The organism is Methylobacillus methanolivorans, from assembly GCF_044751345.1.
GTDB lineage: Bacteria > Pseudomonadota > Gammaproteobacteria > Burkholderiales > Methylophilaceae > Methylobacillus > Methylobacillus methanolivorans.
This window is the reverse complement of the sequence record NZ_JBIWXY010000002.1, coordinates 368,322-385,358: the sequence shown is the minus strand read 5'-3', so window position 1 is coordinate 385,358 and position 17,037 is coordinate 368,322. Positions and strand designations below refer to the sequence as shown.

Annotated in this window: 17 protein-coding genes; 9 read left to right on the top strand and 8 right to left on the bottom strand. The window is 54.0% G+C overall.

Going from position 1 to position 17,037, the window contains the following annotated elements:
- Positions 1-8: 8 nt before the first annotated feature.
- The 3 genes from ACIKP9_RS11350 to rpe all read right to left on the bottom strand — a co-directional run bounded on the left by ACIKP9_RS11350 (position 9) and on the right by rpe (position 4,932).
- Positions 9-2,609, bottom strand: a complete 2,601-nt coding sequence (locus tag ACIKP9_RS11350; protein WP_400882842.1) for a bifunctional diguanylate cyclase/phosphodiesterase — start codon at positions 2,607-2,609, stop codon at positions 9-11.
- A gap of 2 nt (positions 2,610-2,611) precedes the next feature.
- Positions 2,612-4,096, bottom strand: coding sequence for an anthranilate synthase component I (gene trpE / locus ACIKP9_RS11345; protein ID WP_400882839.1), 1,485 nt, complete (start codon positions 4,094-4,096; stop codon positions 2,612-2,614).
- A 137-nt stretch (positions 4,097-4,233) separates the two neighbouring features.
- On the bottom strand, positions 4,234-4,932 hold the full coding sequence (gene rpe, locus ACIKP9_RS11340; RefSeq protein WP_400882837.1) for a ribulose-phosphate 3-epimerase: 699 nt from the start codon (positions 4,930-4,932) through the stop codon (positions 4,234-4,236).
- Positions 4,933-5,230: 298 nt separating this feature from the next.
- Between rpe and hemA the strand changes: the two genes are divergently transcribed.
- From hemA to prmC, 4 genes are read left to right on the top strand one after another with little or no spacing between them, the layout of a single operon-like run.
- The gene (gene hemA / locus ACIKP9_RS11335; protein ID WP_400882834.1) at positions 5,231-6,475 is read left to right on the top strand and encodes a glutamyl-tRNA reductase; all 1,245 of its coding nucleotides are present in this window, start codon (positions 5,231-5,233) and stop codon (positions 6,473-6,475) included.
- Between the two features lie 30 nt (positions 6,476-6,505).
- Positions 6,506-7,588: a peptide chain release factor 1 gene (gene prfA, locus ACIKP9_RS11330; protein ID WP_400882831.1), complete on the top strand. Its 1,083-nt coding sequence runs from the start codon at positions 6,506-6,508 to the stop codon at positions 7,586-7,588.
- Between the two features lie 5 nt (positions 7,589-7,593).
- Positions 7,594-8,025 carry a DUF2127 domain-containing protein gene (locus tag ACIKP9_RS11325; protein ID WP_400882829.1) on the top strand — a complete coding sequence of 144 codons (432 nt, stop codon included), beginning with the start codon at positions 7,594-7,596 and terminating at the stop codon, positions 8,023-8,025.
- Positions 8,026-8,036: 11 nt separating this feature from the next.
- Positions 8,037-8,897, top strand: a complete 861-nt coding sequence (prmC, locus tag ACIKP9_RS11320) for a peptide chain release factor N(5)-glutamine methyltransferase (protein ID WP_400882826.1) — start codon at positions 8,037-8,039, stop codon at positions 8,895-8,897.
- Here prmC and ACIKP9_RS11315 read toward each other — a convergent pair.
- Together ACIKP9_RS11315 and ACIKP9_RS11310 are read right to left on the bottom strand one after the other, a co-directional pair.
- Positions 8,894-9,811 (bottom strand): DMT family transporter, encoded by a 918-nt coding sequence (locus ACIKP9_RS11315; RefSeq protein WP_400882823.1) that lies wholly within the window; start codon positions 9,809-9,811, stop codon positions 8,894-8,896. The two genes, prmC and ACIKP9_RS11315, sit on opposite strands and share 4 nt — an antisense overlap.
- Positions 9,812-10,026: 215 nt before the next feature.
- Entirely contained in the window at positions 10,027-10,602 is a 576-nt protein-coding gene (locus tag ACIKP9_RS11310) for a gamma carbonic anhydrase family protein (protein WP_400882820.1), read from the bottom strand.
- 22 nt (positions 10,603-10,624) lie between these two features.
- On the opposite strand from ACIKP9_RS11310, the gene metX reads away from it, so the two are divergent.
- Positions 10,625-11,764, top strand: coding sequence for a homoserine O-succinyltransferase MetX (metX, locus tag ACIKP9_RS11305; protein ID WP_400882817.1), 1,140 nt, complete (start codon positions 10,625-10,627; stop codon positions 11,762-11,764).
- Positions 11,761-12,387 carry a methionine biosynthesis protein MetW gene (gene metW / locus ACIKP9_RS11300; protein ID WP_400882814.1) on the top strand — a complete coding sequence of 209 codons (627 nt, stop codon included), beginning with the start codon at positions 11,761-11,763 and terminating at the stop codon, positions 12,385-12,387. The genes metX and metW overlap by 4 nt, the downstream gene beginning before the upstream one ends.
- A 22-nt stretch (positions 12,388-12,409) precedes the next feature.
- On the opposite strand, the gene ACIKP9_RS11295 is transcribed toward metW, so the two are convergent.
- The 3 genes from ACIKP9_RS11295 to ACIKP9_RS11285 are packed head-to-tail and all read right to left on the bottom strand — an operon-like array spanning position 12,410 to position 15,110.
- Positions 12,410-13,075 carry a sulfite exporter TauE/SafE family protein gene (locus ACIKP9_RS11295; RefSeq protein ID WP_400882812.1) on the bottom strand — a complete coding sequence of 222 codons (666 nt, stop codon included), beginning with the start codon at positions 13,073-13,075 and terminating at the stop codon, positions 12,410-12,412.
- Positions 13,068-14,303 (bottom strand): AmpG family muropeptide MFS transporter, encoded by a 1,236-nt coding sequence (locus tag ACIKP9_RS11290; protein ID WP_400882809.1) that lies wholly within the window; start codon positions 14,301-14,303, stop codon positions 13,068-13,070. The genes ACIKP9_RS11295 and ACIKP9_RS11290 overlap by 8 nt, the downstream gene beginning before the upstream one ends.
- 33 nt (positions 14,304-14,336) lie before the next feature.
- On the bottom strand, positions 14,337-15,110 hold the full coding sequence (locus ACIKP9_RS11285; protein ID WP_400883381.1) for an exodeoxyribonuclease III: 774 nt from the start codon (positions 15,108-15,110) through the stop codon (positions 14,337-14,339).
- A gap of 24 nt (positions 15,111-15,134) precedes the next feature.
- On the opposite strand from ACIKP9_RS11285, the gene pyrE reads away from it, so the two are divergent.
- The 3 genes from pyrE to ACIKP9_RS11270 all read left to right on the top strand — a co-directional run bounded on the left by pyrE (position 15,135) and on the right by ACIKP9_RS11270 (position 17,034).
- The gene (gene pyrE / locus ACIKP9_RS11280) at positions 15,135-15,776 is read left to right on the top strand and encodes an orotate phosphoribosyltransferase (protein WP_400882806.1); all 642 of its coding nucleotides are present in this window, start codon (positions 15,135-15,137) and stop codon (positions 15,774-15,776) included.
- A 23-nt stretch (positions 15,777-15,799) separates the two neighbouring features.
- A complete protein-coding gene (locus tag ACIKP9_RS11275; protein ID WP_400882803.1) occupies positions 15,800-16,309 on the top strand; it encodes a DNA-deoxyinosine glycosylase in 510 nt (169 codons plus the stop codon).
- Between the two features lie 86 nt (positions 16,310-16,395).
- Entirely contained in the window at positions 16,396-17,034 is a 639-nt protein-coding gene (locus ACIKP9_RS11270; protein WP_400882800.1) for a DUF4124 domain-containing protein, read from the top strand.
- Positions 17,035-17,037: the final 3 nt, after the last annotated feature.

The following is a 17,037-nucleotide window of genomic DNA, read 5'->3' as shown; positions in this document are numbered from 1 at the left end:
GCAATTCATCATAAAAAAAAGTCCTTGTCCTGCAACAGCGCCTCAAAATCCTCTATTCGCAAGGGCTTGGAGAACAAGAACCCCTGGAAATAGCGACAGCCATAGCTTTGCAGCAACGAAAACTGGGCTTCCGTCTCCACCCCTTCAGCAACCACGCGTAATCCCAAGGTGCTACTCATTGCCAGGATCGCCTGCACAATCGCCGCATCGCTGGCATCCTCGGTAATGTCATGGACAAATGAGCGATCAATCTTGACCTGCGTCAGGGGCAAGCGCTTGAGATAAGCCAGGGAAGAATATCCGGTACCGAAATCATCCATGGAAAAACGCACGCCCAACTCGCGCAAGGCGTTCATCTTGGCAATCGCATCCGCAATATTGTCCAGCACTACGCTCTCTGTTAACTCGAGTTTGAGCAAGCTGGAATCTGCACCGGTCGTTTGCAGTATCTTCCTGACCTCATCGACAAAATCGACATGGCGAAACTGCCGTGCACTCACATTCACCGCCAGTTGCAAGCCATCGAAGCCGGGCTTGCCCTCCCAAGCCTTAAGCTGCTGACAGGCGCTATACAGCACCCAATGGCCTATCGAGACAATCAGGCCACTATCTTCAGCAATCGCGACAAACTCTTTGGGGGACAGCAAGCCATGATCAGGATGTTGCCAGCGCAATAACACCTCGGCACCAAAGACCTTGCGCTCTTCATCCACTTGCACCTGGCAAAATAAGCGCAGCTGCTTTTGCACAATCGCCAGTCGTAGCTGCAACTCCATATCCACTCGCCTCTCCAGCGCAGCCTGCATGGCAGGATCGAAAAAGCGCAGCGTATTTCGCCCGGCGGCTTTAGCTTCGTACATGGCAGTGTCCGAACGCTTGAGCAACTCTTCAATACTGACGAAATTACCATTGAACAAAACAATACCGATACTTGAGGAATTGTGATGTTCAAGATCCCCCAACTGATAAGGATGATTAATTGTTTCCAGGATTTTTTGGGCAACCTGCTTCGTTTGCGCTATCGCCTGTTCAAGCCCCATGCTCAGATCTTCCAGCACAATGACAAACTCATCGCCCCCCAGGCGAGCGACGGTATCTTCGTTACGCACACATTGGCGCAAGCGGCGTGCAACCTCGACTAGCAGCAAATCGCCCACATCGTGCCCACGCGAATCATTCAGCGCCTTGAAGTTATCCAGATCAATGAACAACACAGCCCCATGCTTGCCATGCCTGATACTCGCTGCAATTGCCTGGTGCAAACGGTCTAGCAGCAGCCGGCGATTCGGCAAAGTAGTCAACACATCGTAAAAAGCCAGGTTGCGGATTTCAGTTTCGACCTTGCGACGCTCAGTCAGGTCACGGAAAAAACCCGTCAACAATGGTACGCCTTGCTCCTTAAGGGAAGTAATCGTTAACTCCACTGGAAATTCGGTACCATCAGCGCGTAAAGCGCTCAATTCCAACCTGCGCTCCAACATCGTGCTGACTCCGGAAGCCAGATAGCGCTGATGACCTTGCCTGTGGGCATCACGCATCGCCGGAGGAATCAGGGTATCCACCAACATCTTTCCTAATACATCTTCACGACGATAGCCAAACATGGCCTCGGCCGCATGGTTAAACTCCACCAGCCGCCCCTGCTCATCAATGCTGACAATGCCATCCTGCGCATTCTCAATTACAGCTCTGAACTTTGTCTCACTATTGCGCAGCGCTCTCTCCGCCAGCTCGCGTGAAGACTGCAGGGCAACAATCAGCATCCCCGCCATGGATAGCGTACCCATCAAGACCCACAGCGCCCAGACTGGCTGCGATGTGGACTGTGCCAATGCTGGCAAATCACCCACTCGGGTGGATGCCATCGCAACAATGGACAAAACCAATACCACGATAGACGACCCCATGATACCAGTACGCATTGAGATCAAAATCACGAGAGGCACAACCAGAAAGGCAAACAACATGTATTGATCAGCATCATCTGGCGCAAATTTGAAGATCGCCCATTCGATGGCCACCACGATCACTGCCAAGAAGGCAAAGCGGGTGTGCCGCCGCCAGAAACCAAGGAATTCGTTCCAGGTAATATTGAGCAGCAATGGCAATAGCAACAATATTCCCAATACATTGGCAACCCAGCCAAATAACAAGGAAGAAAGCAGCCTGTCGATACCGAGCAATTGCGCTTGGTACAAGATGGCAACTTCCATCACGCTGAGCACCAGCACGCCTACAACTATGCCGAGCATCATGAGAAAAATGTCACGAATCCTGTCCAGCGTATAGTGAAAGCCGCTGATGCGAAGCATCCAAGCCGTCAAGGCATAAGCCATGGTATACGCGATAGGCAGGGCACCAATCAACAGCGTATTGGCAAGATCAAGACCATGGGCATTGAGCACAAGCGCCAGCTGGGCTGCAAAAATAGCAGGCCAGTAGTGCATGCCCCAACGAAGCAAGGCAGCCACAGCCACTCCTGCAGGCAACCAAACCAGATTGGCCTGAAACACGGAGAATGGCAGCACTTTACCCAGCATGCCCAAGGCAAAATACCCGAATGCCAGAATGATGAGCCGAAACAGAATCCGGCTACTAGCTGCTGCCATGCCTACTCCTTGTTATCTAGCCCTGCCTGTACGATCTCCGCTGCGCGCAATACGGCACGCGCCTTGTTTTGGGTTTCTATCCACTCATTTTCAGGCACTGAGTCTGCCACAATGCCTGCACCAGCCTGTGAATACAACATGCCATCCTTGATTACACCAGTGCGGATAGCAATCGCCAGATCCATATCACCATTGAAACCAAGATACCCCACCGCACCGCCGTAAATACCGCGTTTACTTGGCTCAAGTTCATCAATGATTTCCATGGCACGCACCTTGGGCGCCCCACTCAAGGTACCAGCGGGGAAGGTAGCCTTCAGCACATCAATAGCGTGCAAACCCGGCTTGAGCTTGCCTTCGACATTCGACACGATATGCATCACGTGTGAGTAACGCTCAATCACCATCTTGTCAGTCACGGCCACGCTACCCACTTGCGCCACGCGACCCACATCATTACGCCCCAAATCCATCAATTGCACATGCTCCGCAATCTCCTTGGGGTCAGCCAACAACTCTTCTGCCAGCGCAACATCTTCCTCACGCGTCTTGCCGCGTGGGCGTGTGCCAGCGATCGGGCGTGAAGTGACCGTATCCTCTTCCAATCGCACGAGAATTTCGGGTGAAGCCCCCACCACATGATGATCCCCCATATGGTAATAGAACATATAGGGAGAAGGATTAAGGCTACGCAAGGCGCGATAAAGTGACAATGGTGGGGCGGTAAAAGGCTTGGCCATACGTTGTGACAACACCACCTGCATGATGTCGCCATCAAAAATATATTGCTTGGATTTAGCGACAGCTTCCTTGAAGCTGGCTTCGCCAAACTCCGAGGCGGCATCGGTAGCAGGCATCGCAGGCGCTTGCGGAATCGTCACTGGCTGTCGCAAGCGCTGCACCAAGGCATGCAAGCGCTTGATACCCATGGCATAAGCTTCTGCAACAGTGGGGTCTGCATACACAATGAAATAGAGCTTGCCAGAAAGGTTATCGATCACGGCGATCTCTTCCGAGGCCATGAGCAGGATATCAGGCACACCCAGCGCATCCGGCTTGGCAGTGCCAGCCAAACGACGCTCAATGTAGCGGATGGTGTCGTAGCCAAAATATCCAGCCAAGCCACCAGTAAAGCGTGGCAAGCCCTCATGTGGCGGGATGCGGAACCTGGCCTGATAAGCCTGGACGAAATCCAGCGGATTCACATCGTGCACTTCTTCAACCACCTGATCGTGGTCAAGCACCTTGATCGCTTGCCCTCGCACTTCTATGCGCACATGTGCAGGCAAACCGATGATGGAATAGCGGCCAAAACGCTCGCCCCCCTGCACTGACTCAAGCAAATAGGAGTAAGGCTGGTTAGCCAGTTTCAAGTAGAGGGAAAGCGGTGTATCAAGGTCAGCGAAGGTTTCAATGACCAGGGGAATGCGGTTAAAACCCTGGCTTGCCAGGGTGTTGAATTCCTGTTGACTGATGGTTTGCAGCATAAAAACTCCCGAATCCTGATAATGTTGTTGTCATGAGTAGCGCCCATGTATCTTCATGGGTATTGGTAGCAACTGTTCAGCGCCACCATCGCCAACTATTGCGATCACTCAGGATTCGGTTGTTCATCTGCATTTATTTATACTTTAGCCAACTCAGCACGCAACGCGCTGATCACGGTGTTGTAACGGTTAGGATCGGTATCCTTGCCAGCGCCAAACACGGCAGAACCAGCCACGAATGTATCGGCACCCGCACGGGCAATGTCCGCAATGTTGGCAGGGTTCACGCCACCATCGATTTCCAGCCAGATTTCACGGCCAGTTTTCTCAGTGTAGGCATCGATACGAGCACGCGCTTCACGCAGCTTGTCCAGCGTGCCGGGGATGAACTTCTGACCACCAAAGCCTGGGTTCACGGACATCAACAACACCATGTCGACCTTGTCCATGACATAGTCTAGATAGGACAAAGGAGTAGCCGGATTGAACACCAAGCCGGACTTACAGCCGTTATCACGGATCAAGGACAGGCTGCGATCAATGTGATCGGAAGCTTCGGGGTGGAAAGTAATGATATTGGCACCAGCCTTGGCAAAATCAGGAATGATGCGATCAACAGGCTTCACCATCAGGTGCACATCGATAATGGCATCAGTCACAGGGCGAATCGCCTCACAGACCAAAGGGCCGATCGTCAGGTTAGGAACGTAATGGTTATCCATCACGTCGAAGTGAACAATATCAGCGCCGGAAGTGATGACATCGGTGATTTCCTGGCCCAGCTTGGCAAAGTTGGCGGAAAGGATACTAGGGGCAATTCTGAATGGTTTAGCCATGATTTTTAAGGGTGTATAGCGTAAAAAATATTTATTTTAACCGAAAATGATGTCAACGCACCCAGCATTAGCAACGCTTATTGCAAAATCCATACTGCGATCAGGCTTATACTAGGAGTCATGATGGCTTGAAGCGCTGGCGTGGCAAGTGATTGCTGGCAAATATTTGCTTGCTAACGAACAGCTTAGTTCAACACTACCAAATGAGAGTATGATAGCGGCCTGCCGCGCACAATCCCTCTTAGCTTAATTGCTTGAAATTGTTGCTTAAGTTGCCGCGATACAGGAAAATTGCAGGATGCATTTATTTACCGTCGGCGTGAACCACACGACCGCACCCGTTTCCATACGTGAGAACGTCGCTTTCCAGAACGAGCATCTCGGCGGTGCTCTGCGCGACTTGAATTCTTACGGCATCCGCGAAGCGGCGATCCTGTCGACGTGTAACCGCACAGAACTCTACTGCAATACCGACAACCCGCAAAAAGCCCTGGATTGGCTGGCTAACTACCATCAGCTACAACCCAACGCCATTGCCCCCTATATGTACACCCTGCCGCAGGAAGATGCCGTCAAGCACGCCTTCCGCGTTGCCTCTGGGCTGGACTCCATGGTGCTGGGTGAAGCCCAGATATTAGGCCAGATGAAGCAGGCCGTGCGCATTGCCGAAAATGCCGGCACACTCGGCACACTGCTGCACAAGCTGTTCCAACGCACGTTTTCCGTGGCGAAGGAAGTACGCACCAACACCAATATTGGGGCCAACTCAGTTTCCCTGGCAGCGGCCAGCACACGCTTGGCGCAACGCATTTTTGGCGCATTGAACAATCAGCACGTACTCTTCATCGGTGCGGGTGAAATGATAGAACTATGTGCAGAGCATTTTGCCGCACACCGCCCGCTATCAATCACCGTAGCCAACCGCACGCTGGAGCGCGGCCAAGAACTGGCAGCCAGCATCGGTGGCCAAAGCATGTTATTGGCTGACCTGCCGGATCGCTTGGCGGAATTCGATATTGTCATCACTTCCACTGCCAGCCAGTTACCCATCGTCGGCCTGGGCATGGTGGAACGCGCCATCCGCGCGCGCAAGCACAAACCCATATTCATGGTCGACCTAGCAGTGCCACGCGACATCGAGCCAGAAGCCGGTGAACTGGATGACGTGTTCCTCTACACCGTGGACGACTTGGCGCAAGTAGTGCAGGAAGGCATGGAAAACCGTCAGGAGGCTGCTGCAGAAGCCGAAGCCATCATCGACATGCGCGTGGATAATTTCATGCAATGGCTCAAAACCCGCAGCGCCGTGCCGACCATACGCGCCCTGCGCGAGCAGGCAGAGCGGCATCGCCTGAGCGAACTGGAAAAAGCCCGTAAATTATTAGCCCGTGGCGATGACCCAGGCCAAGTACTGGATGCCTTGAGCAATGCACTCACCAACAAGCTATTGCATGGCCCCAGCCATGCACTCAACAATGTCAGCGGCGAAGACCGTGACCAACTGGAAGCCATGCTGCGTCAGCTTTACCAGATCCACAATTAACCCAACCTGTCGTTTTACACAATTAGCGTAATGAAACCTTCAATGATGAAAAAGCTCGCCACCTTGAGCGAGCGCCTGGACGAACTGAATCGCTTGTTATCCAGCGAGGATGCCACCAATGACATCGACAACTATCGCAAGATCACGCGCGAACATGCCGAGATCACGCCTATCGTCGAGCAATTCCGCGCCTATGAACAAGCCGGGAATGACATCAAGGAAGCACAGGTGATGCTCTCAGACCCTGAGATGAAGGAATTCGCCCAGGAAGAAATCGAGGCCAACAAGCAAAAGCTTGAAGACATCGAGAAAGAGCTACAGAAGCTACTGCTGCCCAAAGACCCCAATGATGAACGCAATATCTTCCTGGAAATCCGCGCCGGTACAGGTGGTGATGAATCTGCACTGTTCGCCGGCGACCTGTTCCGCATGTACTCCCGCTATGCTGAAAGGCAACGCTGGAAGGTGGAAATCGTTTCCGCCAGCGAATCTGAAGTAGGCGGTTACAAGGAAATCATCGCCAAGATCGAGGGCTTTGGCGCTTACTCCCGACTCAAGTTTGAATCCGGCGGCCACCGTGTGCAACGCGTGCCAGAAACCGAAACCCAGGGCCGTATCCACACCTCAGCTTGTACCGTCGCGGTATTGCCGGAAGTGGATGAAGTCAGCGACATCACGATCAACCCGGCGGATATTCGTATCGACACCTTCCGCGCCTCGGGTGCGGGCGGGCAGCACATCAACAAAACCGATTCCGCAGTGCGTATCACCCACTTCCCCACCGGCATCGTGGTGGAATGCCAGGATGGGCGCAGCCAGCACTCCAACAAAGCCCAGGCGATGCAAGTGCTTGCAGCACGCATCAAGGCCAAGCAAGTGGACGAACAGCAAAGCAAGATCGCCAGCGAACGCCGCAGCCTGATTGGCTCCGGCGACCGTAGTGAGCGCATACGCACCTACAATTATCCGCAGGGCCGTATCACTGACCACCGCATCAACCTGACGCTGTACAAGATCGACGCCATCACCGAAGGCGACATGGACGAATTGATCGGCACATTGGCCGCAGAACACCAGGCCGACCTGTTGGCGACATTGGGCGAGGATAACTAAGACCAATGAATGCTAGCCTACGCAGCATCGCCCTGCTGGAAGCCAGCAAGGGCGTTTTGGTATTGGGCGCTTCTCTCGCCTTGTTCCGTTATATCAATGCCGATTGGCAGGCTTATGCAGAAGCCCTGATTCGCCATTTGCACCTGAACCCCGCCAATGAAACACCGCGCATCCTGCTGCATTGGGTGGCTAATATCACCGAGCCACGCTTGATGACGCTGGCATTCGGCGCCATGTTCTATGCGGCCATCCGTCTGCTGGAAGCCTATGGCTTATGGCTGGGCCGACATTGGGCCATCATCCTCGGCATGGCCAGCGCAGGTCTGTACCTGCCATTCGAGATACTGGCACTGCTCAAGCACTTTAGTTGGCTTGGATGTGGTGTCTTTGCCACCAACGTGCTGATCGTCATCATCCTCTGGCGCCATCACCGCTAGGCACTCCAGCCATGGCAAAACTCAAGAACCTCATGGCCTGCGCCGCAAACCGCTTGCAGGAAGCTGGCGGGCTGGAGCTTGCGGAAGTGCGCATTGAAATCCGCGCCCTGATGCAACACTGCCTAGGTGACGTCAATCATGCCTGGCTGATTGCGCATGGCGACGATGTGGTGACAGACGAGTTACGCCTGCTCTTCGAAACCCTCCTGGCGCGCCGCATTCAGGGAGAGCCTATCGCCCACATTCTGGGCAGGCGCGAATTCTATGGCCGGGAATTCCTCGTCACCCATGACACGCTCATCCCACGGCCAGATACCGAAATTCTTGTTGAAACCGCACTTGAGCGCATTCCGGCCGACCAATCATGCAACATTCTTGATCTAGGCACAGGCACAGGTGCCATTGGCATTACCCTGGCACTTGAGCGTCCGCTTGCCAATGTCACCGTGCTGGATTACTCAGAAGCCGCGTTAGCCGTGGCAAAAGAAAATGCGCAACAATTATCCGCACACAATGTCACCGCTTTGCATAGCGACTGGTTTAGCAGCGTGCACAACCAGCGCTTCGACATTATCGTCAGCAATCCACCCTATATCGAAACCGCCGACCCACACCTGCAACAAGGCGACTTGCGCTTTGAGCCTATGAGCGCACTGGCCTCAGGGGCTGACGGCCTGGATGACATCCGCAAAATAGTCGCCAACGCGCCAGACTACCTGCGTGCCAAAGGCTGGCTAATCATCGAGCATGGCTATAACCAAGGTAGCGCCGTGCGCTCAATATTCAGCACACACCGTTTTACCGCTATACACACCGTGCAAGACCTTGCCGGGCACGAGCGTGTCACCTTGGGCCAAGTCACAGCGCCTTAAGCTGCACGCTTGCGCAGGCTGATCATCATCACCCCAACCAGCACCAATACCGACCCCAGGAACTGGATCAGCGACAGCTGCTCACCCAGGAACACATAGGCCAGGTAAATCGTTGCCACCGGGCCCAACGCACCTATCATCGAGGTCTGCATCGACCCTATCCGCTTCATGGCTGCTGCCAGGGCAAATGCAGGCAACACGGTGGAAAACAGCGCCATGCCAACCGTCAACCCATAAACACGCCCAGATTGTTGCAGGGCATTCAACGGATGAGTCAGCAGAAACTGTGCTATGCAGGCCAGACAAGCCACTGTCATGGCATAAGCCGTAAAACGCATGGCGCCGATGCGAGCAATCGTATGCCCTGCACCCACTAAGTAAACTGCATAAGCCAGCGCACTCGCAAACACCAGACTGCCACCGAGAAAAAGGCCATCGCCATTCAGGCTGAAATCATGCACGAACACCAAGACAATACCGGCATAGCTCAACAAGAGCGCCACCATCACCGTTTTGCCGATACGCTGGCGGAATACGATGGCACTGATCAGCACCACCATAGTCGGATACAAGAACAGGATAAGGCGCTCTAGCCCGGCACTGATGTATTGCAACCCGAGAAAATCGAGGAAGCTTGCGAGGTAATAACCGATAAAACCCAGGAGCAGAACTGCAACCCAGTCACGGCTTTGCATCGCTGTTGCTTTTTCCTGCCCGACAAACATGGCGACAATAAAAAATGGCACAGAGAAAGCCATGCGCAAAGCCAGCAAGGTCACAGCATCGACCGGCTCCAGATACGCAAGCTTGACGAAAATCGCCTTGGCAGAAAAACCGATCGCAGAAACAAGCGCAAACAACACGCCCAAGGCCTGCTGACGCGAGGAAAAGAATGGTGCAAGAAACGGGGGCATTTGTATGGGGAACCTGTATTCAATACGCTAACAATACAGGCCTTATCACGTGAAGATAGCAAAACGGGACAAGGCCCGTGCTATCTGATGATCAACAACTTACCGCAATGATCCGATACAACGGGTAGTAGCTATTAGCCACCACAGTCGCAGACTCACGATTAGGTTGAAGTTTGTCATCATGAAGAGACTGTAGGCGATGCTACCGCTATTGTCTAGCGTTGACTGTCAGCCGCTACAAGATATTGCTGCTTGAGACGCATGTAGTGTTGAGCGGAATACATGAAATGGGTGATTTCCTTTTCCGTCAGCGCCCTGATTTTCTTTGCAGGGCTACCAAGGTAAAGAAAGCCGCTTTCCAGCACTTTACCTTCTGGCACCAGGCTGCCCGCCCCGAGCAATACGTGCTTTTGCACCACCACCTTATCCATGACGATGCTGCCCATGCCAATCAGACATTCGTCTTCGAGCGTGCAACCATGCAGAATCACCTTATGGCCTACCGTCACGTTAGCCCCCACGATCAAGGGGGAGCCCTCTGGCTCCCAGCTGGACTTATGGCTCACATGAAGAATGGAGCCATCCTGGATATTGCTGCCCTGGCCGATGCGTATATGATTGACGTCGCCACGAATCACGGTACCAGGCCATACCGAGGCATGATCACCGAGCACAACATCACCAATGATCACGGCAGAAGAATGGAGGTAAACTTCCCGCCCGATTTGCGGCGATATTCCTTGGTAAGCAGCAAGCACAGAACCTGCTTGCGGGGTATGATGGTCTGACATAAGCCATAGTATAATCCCATCCATGCAAGATTCTTTCTCCGTCGGCATCGTCGCGCCGCAAACCGCACATTTCCAGCAACCACTTGTCTTGAAAAGTGGCGAAGCGCTGCCCGCCTTCGACATCATCTACGAGACGTATGGCACGCTGAACAGCAGCAAATCCAATGCTGTGCTGATTTGCCACGCGCTGTCGGGCAACCATCATGCCGCCGGCAAACACAAAGAAGACGACAAGCACTCTGGCTGGTGGGACAACCTCATCGGCCCAGGCAAGCCGCTAGATACCAACAAATTCTTCGTCATCGCCCTCAACAACCTGGGCGGCTGCCACGGCAGTACCGGCCCAGCCAGCATCAACCCTGCAACTGGCAAGCCTTGGGGCTCGCAGTTCCCCATGCTCACGGTGGAAGACTGGGTGAAATCGCAAAGACTGCTGGTTGATTATCTTGGCATCAGCCAATTAGCTGCCGTGGTCGGTGGTAGCTTAGGTGGCATGCAGGCGATGCAATGGACGCTGGATTTCCCTGATCGTGTGCGCCATGCGCTGGTGATTGCCTCGGCACCCAATCTCACGGCACAAAACCTGGCGTTCAATGAGGTTGCTCGCCAGGCCATCATGACCGACCCGGAATTCCATAACGGCGACTATTACGAACACGGCGTCATCCCCAACCGCGGGCTGCGCATTGCCCGCATGCTCGGCCATATCACGTATCTATCCGATGATGCCATGGGCGCAAAATTTGGCCGCAAATTGCGTGATGGCAGCCTGAAATACAGCTTCGAAGTGGAGTTCGAGATGGAGTCCTACTTGCGCTATCAGGGCGACAAATTCGCTACCGCCTTTGATGCCAATAGCTATTTGCGCATGACCAAGGCTCTGGATTACTTCGACCCGGCATTTACACATGGCGGCGACCTGAGCGTTGCCCTATCCAAGGCCAAGGCAGACTTTCTCGTCGTCTCATTTACCAGCGACTGGCGCTTCTCACCTGCCCGCTCACGCGAGATCGTCAAGGCGTTGCTGGATAATGAACTCAGCGTCAGCTATGCGGAAGTCACTGCCGCGCATGGTCACGATGCCTTCCTGATGCCTGATCCACATTACCACCAGATACTGCGCGCCTATCTTGCGAAAATTGATACAGGAGCAAGCGCATGAGCATAGAAATTGTAAAAGAAGCAGAAAATCGACACGATTTTGCGTTAATAGCAAAGTGGATACAACCCAAATCCAAGGTGCTGGACCTAGGCTGCGGTAATGGCTCACTGCTGTCATTTTTACGTGAAAAGCTGGAAGTTAAAGGCTATGGCGTAGACAACGATGACAACAATGTGCTGGCCTGCATCAGTCACGGCGTGAATGTGATCCAGATGGACCTGGAAGCCGGATTGGCAGGCTTTGACTCACTCTCGTTCGATTACGTCATCCTGTCTCAGACACTGCAAGCCATGGTCAATACCGAGGGCGTATTGCGCGAGATGCTGCGCGTGGGCAAGCAGGGCATCATTACCTTCCCCAACTTCGGCTACTGGCGTCATCGCATCCAGCTTATGGCCGGGCACATGCCGGTGTCGGACAATATCCCGCACCAGTGGTACAACACGCCCAACCTGCACCTGTGCACCATTGATGACTTCGAGGCACTGTGCGCCAAGATGAATATCCGCATTACTGACCGCATCGTCATCAACGAAGGCGATACCGTGAATTTCATGCCCAATCTCCTAGGCAGCCTGGCGATTTATCGTTTCGAGCAAGCGGCTTGGCCGGTGAGTTACTAAGCACCTCCCAGTGCTTACACGCTCACCCCCACAGACGCCAAAGCCCAACCACTCCAAACAATAGGACGGTCAGGCCACTAACCCGCCTGATCCACAATTGCTGCAACCATGCCTTGAGCCGCACCGCAGCCATCCCCATGGCAAGCAAGGTGGGCAATGTCCCCAGCCCGAACACCAACATCAGCAACCCGCCCTGCACCGGGCTACCAGTCGCCAGGGCAGCAATTAGCACGCTATAGACCAGCCCACATGGTAACCAGCCCCATATCGCGCCCAACATGCCTGCCTGCGCCACTGTGCGCACTGGTAGCCAGCGCTTGCTGAACGGCTGTAGCTGCCGCCATAACACCACACCAATGCGCTCCAATGCGATGACGCCATGCCAGAGATTGGCAAGATAAAGCCCAAGCATGATCAACATGATATTTGCGAGCACATACAGCACCTTGCCGACAGGCAGGAGATGCTGAAGGAAGAAGCTGCTTGCACCAACAGCACCGGCAATCACGCCCGCCAGGCTGTAGCTAGCAATACGCCCCAGGTTATAGGCGAGCAGCAAACGTAACTGCGGGCGGCTACCAGGCATGCTCATACTCACCGCCCCAACGATACCGCCACACATACCTACGCAATGTCCGCCACCCAGCAGACCCACCAGCAAGGCAGCAAACAGGCTAAGCTCAGGCATGAGGTGTCCAGTGCCTAAAGCGACGAATCATCAGCAAGCCCGGAATAGCCAGCACAGTGCACAACAGGAAGAACATGGTCCAGCCCATTTCACCCGCCATCCACCCTGTCGGCGTGGAAAGAATAACGCGCGGCACGCCCATCAGGCTGGATAGCAAAGCATACTGGGTTGCGGTAAAACGCCTATCCGTCATCGCCCCCATGAAGCCAACGAAAGCCGCTGTACCCAGCCCTCCGGTGAAGTTCTCAACGGCAATCACGCCAGTGAGCATGGGGATGTTATGGCCGACTTGGGCCAACAGGACAAAGCCAAAGGTAGACGCCATTTGCAAAAAACCAAACAGCCACAATGAGCGGTACAAGCCGATGCGCAATATCCAGATACCGCCCAGCGTGCCGCCGATCAAGGTTGCCCAGAAGCCGAATAGCTTGGCAATCGCGCCGATCTCGCTCTTGCTGAACCCCAGATCGAGATAGAACGGCACATTGATTGCAGAGGCCAAGGTATCGCCAAGTTTGTAGAGCAGGATGAAGGCCAAGACAGTGATGGCCTCGGGGCGCTTGAAAAACTCGAGGAACGGCTCTATCACGGCTTCGCGCAAGGTGCGCGGGCTGCCTGCGGCCTCGTGCGGCTCGGGGGAGAACAACGTCACCAGGATACACACAGCCATGAACAAGGCCATTAACTGATACATCTTGGGGAAGGTGAGCAGATCGGCCAGGATCAGGCCACCTCCACCAGCAAGCAACATCCCGACACGGTAGCCATTCACAAACATCGCGGAGCCAAAACCCAGCTCCTGGTCGGATAAACTTTCGCGGCGATAGGCGTCAATGACGATATCCTGGGATGCAGAGAAGAAAGTCACCAACAAAGCGGCAAATGCCACACCCCACAAGCTGCTGGCAGGATTACTGACACTCAAGCCCAATAGCGCCAGCACGAGTGCCAGCTGGCTCAAAGCCAGCCAGCCGCGACGGCGGCCCAGCAAGGGCAAGGTATAGCGATCAAAGATCGGCGCCCAAAGAAACTTCAAGGTATACGGTAAACCTATCATCGCCGCCGCGCCTATCATGGCTAGATCAACACCGGACTCCTTGAGCCAGGCCTGCATGGTTGAGCCAGTAAGCAGCAAGGGCAAGCCCGAGGCAAAGCCCATCATCAGCGCCACCAGCATGCGCCCGCTCATCACGGCTTTAAGGGTCGCCCCCCAGCCTGGTTTTATCATTGCGTATCCTGACTTTTCAACATAAGAGCGGCATCATGCCTGGTAATCAACAGTGAGCGGTGCATGGTCGCTGAATCTTGCATCCTTGTATATGCTGGCGCTGACAGCCTTGGCCGCCAAGGCCGGGGTGGCAATTTGGTAATCAATACGCCAACCCACATTCTTGGCCCAGGCCTGGCCACGATTGCTCCACCAGGTATAGCATTCATCCGTCGTTTCTGGATGCAATGTTCGATATACATCAACCCAGCCCACACGACCAAACAGGTCAGTCAGCCAGGCCCGCTCTTCCGGCAGAAAGCCGGAATTCTTGCGGTTGCCGCGCCAGTTCTTGAGATCAGCCTCCTGGTGCGCAATATTCCAGTCGCCACAAATCACCACATCACGCCCATCGCGGATTAACGATTCCAGATGTGGCAAAAAACGCGCCATCACACTGAACTTGAATGCCTGGCGCTCTTCACCGCTGGATCCAGAGGGCAGGTAAAGCGATACCACACTGAGATTGCCATAACGCGCTTCCAGGTAGCGGCCTTCACTATCAATATCCGCAATACCAAGCCCCACGATGACAGCATCGGCCTTGGCCCGCGAGTAGATACCCACACCGCTGTAACCTTTTTTTTCCGCATAATGAAAATAGCCAAAATAGCCTTCGGGCTGTAGCATTTCCGCCGTCATATCGGCCTCCTGCGCCTTCAGCTCCTGCAAGCAGATAATATCCGCCTGCTGCGCCTGCATCCAAGGATACAAGCCTTTGCTGGCCGCAGAGCGGATGCCATTGAGATTCAGGGATATAATACGCAACACTACAACCTTTCTTCATTCGCCATGTCAGATTCAACCCACGATTTTATCCAATTCGCCATCCAAAAGCAGGTTTTACGTTTCGGCGAGTTCACCACCAAGGCTGGTCGCCTCAGCCCTTACTTCTTCAACGCCGGTTTATTTAACGATGGCGAAAGCCTGATGCGCCTGGGCGAATTCTACGCGGCTGCCATCGTACGCTCCGGCGTACAGTTCGATATGCTGTTCGGCCCAGCCTATAAAGGTATCACGCTGGCTGCCAGCATCGTCATTGCACTGGCACGGCAAGGCCGCAACGTGCCTTATGCCTTCAACCGCAAGGAAGCCAAGGATCACGGCGAGGGAGGCACCATCGTAGGCGCACCTTTGCAAGGTCGAGTCTTGATCGTGGATGACGTGATTTCCGCAGGCACCTCAGTGCGCGAATCTGTCAACATCATCTCCGCTAGCGGTGCCACCCCTTGCGGGGTCGCTATCGCACTTGATCGCCAGGAGCGCGGCCTTGGTGCACTTTCTGCTGTGCAGGAGGTCGAGCAACAGCACAATTTGCCCGTCATCAGCATTGCCAACCTGCAAGCGCTGATCCAATACCTTGATGAAAACAGCGAATTAGCTGCCTTCCGTCCCGCGATTGCTGCTTATCGCAACACCTACGGCGTCGAATAACGCAGCCAACAGCCTAGCTGCCCATGCTGGTCCATAGCTTTCCCCCGGCGATTACCACTCATTGCCGGGTCTTGATATTAGGCTCTATGCCAGGACGGCGCTCGCTGGAGATGCAGCAATATTACGCACATCCGCAAAACCTGTTCTGGCCTTTCCTTGAAACCTTATTCAACATTCCAGCAACCAGACCCTATCAAGACAGGCTGGCACTATTGAACCAGCAAGGTGTAGGCCTCTGGGATGTGTTACAAGAATGCTTCCGCAGCGGCAGCCTGGATGGTGACATTGAGGAAACCTCCATCGTCGCCAACGACTTTGCCAGCTTGATTTCACAACTGCCACAGCTAGAGCATATCTTCTTCAATGGTGCAAAAGCTGCACAGTCATTCCGCCGCCATGTGCTGAAACAACAGGCCTTGCCCCCACACCTGCAATACTACAATCTGCCGTCCACCAGCCCTGCCAATGCTGCGATCAAGAGAGAAGACAAGCTCGCACAGTGGCAACAACTCCGCACCGTGATGATGCACTGACAATACCCATGCCTTTATAACGGGTATAATCTATTGCAATATCATGCGATAGTTAGAAAAAATCATAAATCCAAGGGAGAGAAGGCATGATCCGCAGATTGCGACTGCCTGCCAGCATCATTAGCTGCGTGCTATTGGGATTAGCCGCCAATACATGGGCCGCGGCAGAATCCAAGCCACCGAGCGGCAAAATCATGAAGTGGGTAGACGAACAAGGAGTCACCCATTACGGCGATACCTTGCCGCTCCAATATTCAGGCAAGACAAACAGCATCAACGCCCACGGATTACCACAAACCGAGACATCCAACCCCAGTCCCGGTAATAGTGAGTCAGGCAAGGAAAGCGAACAAGCCAAGCGTGACCGCACTTTACTGGCAGTCTACAGCTCAGAACAGGAAATCGACCTCGCCCGCGATCGCAATCTGCAAATGGACCAAGTGATGCTGGAAGGCCTGGAACAGCGCAAGCTCAGCGCATTGAGTCGCGTACAGGACTTAAAGAAAGAAGAGGCAGGTTACCTCAAGCGCAGCAAAGCTGTACCAGAAGAACTGAGAAAAGACCTCAAGTTTGCCACGCAGGACATCGGCAAGATCGACGAACAAATCAGCGAGCGTAAGCAACATATGGACACCATGCGCTTACGTTTTGAAAACGACAAGAAGCGTTTTATTGAATTGAAAACCGGCGTGCCAGCCAGTGAGAACACCAGCCCGGCACGCTAGTTT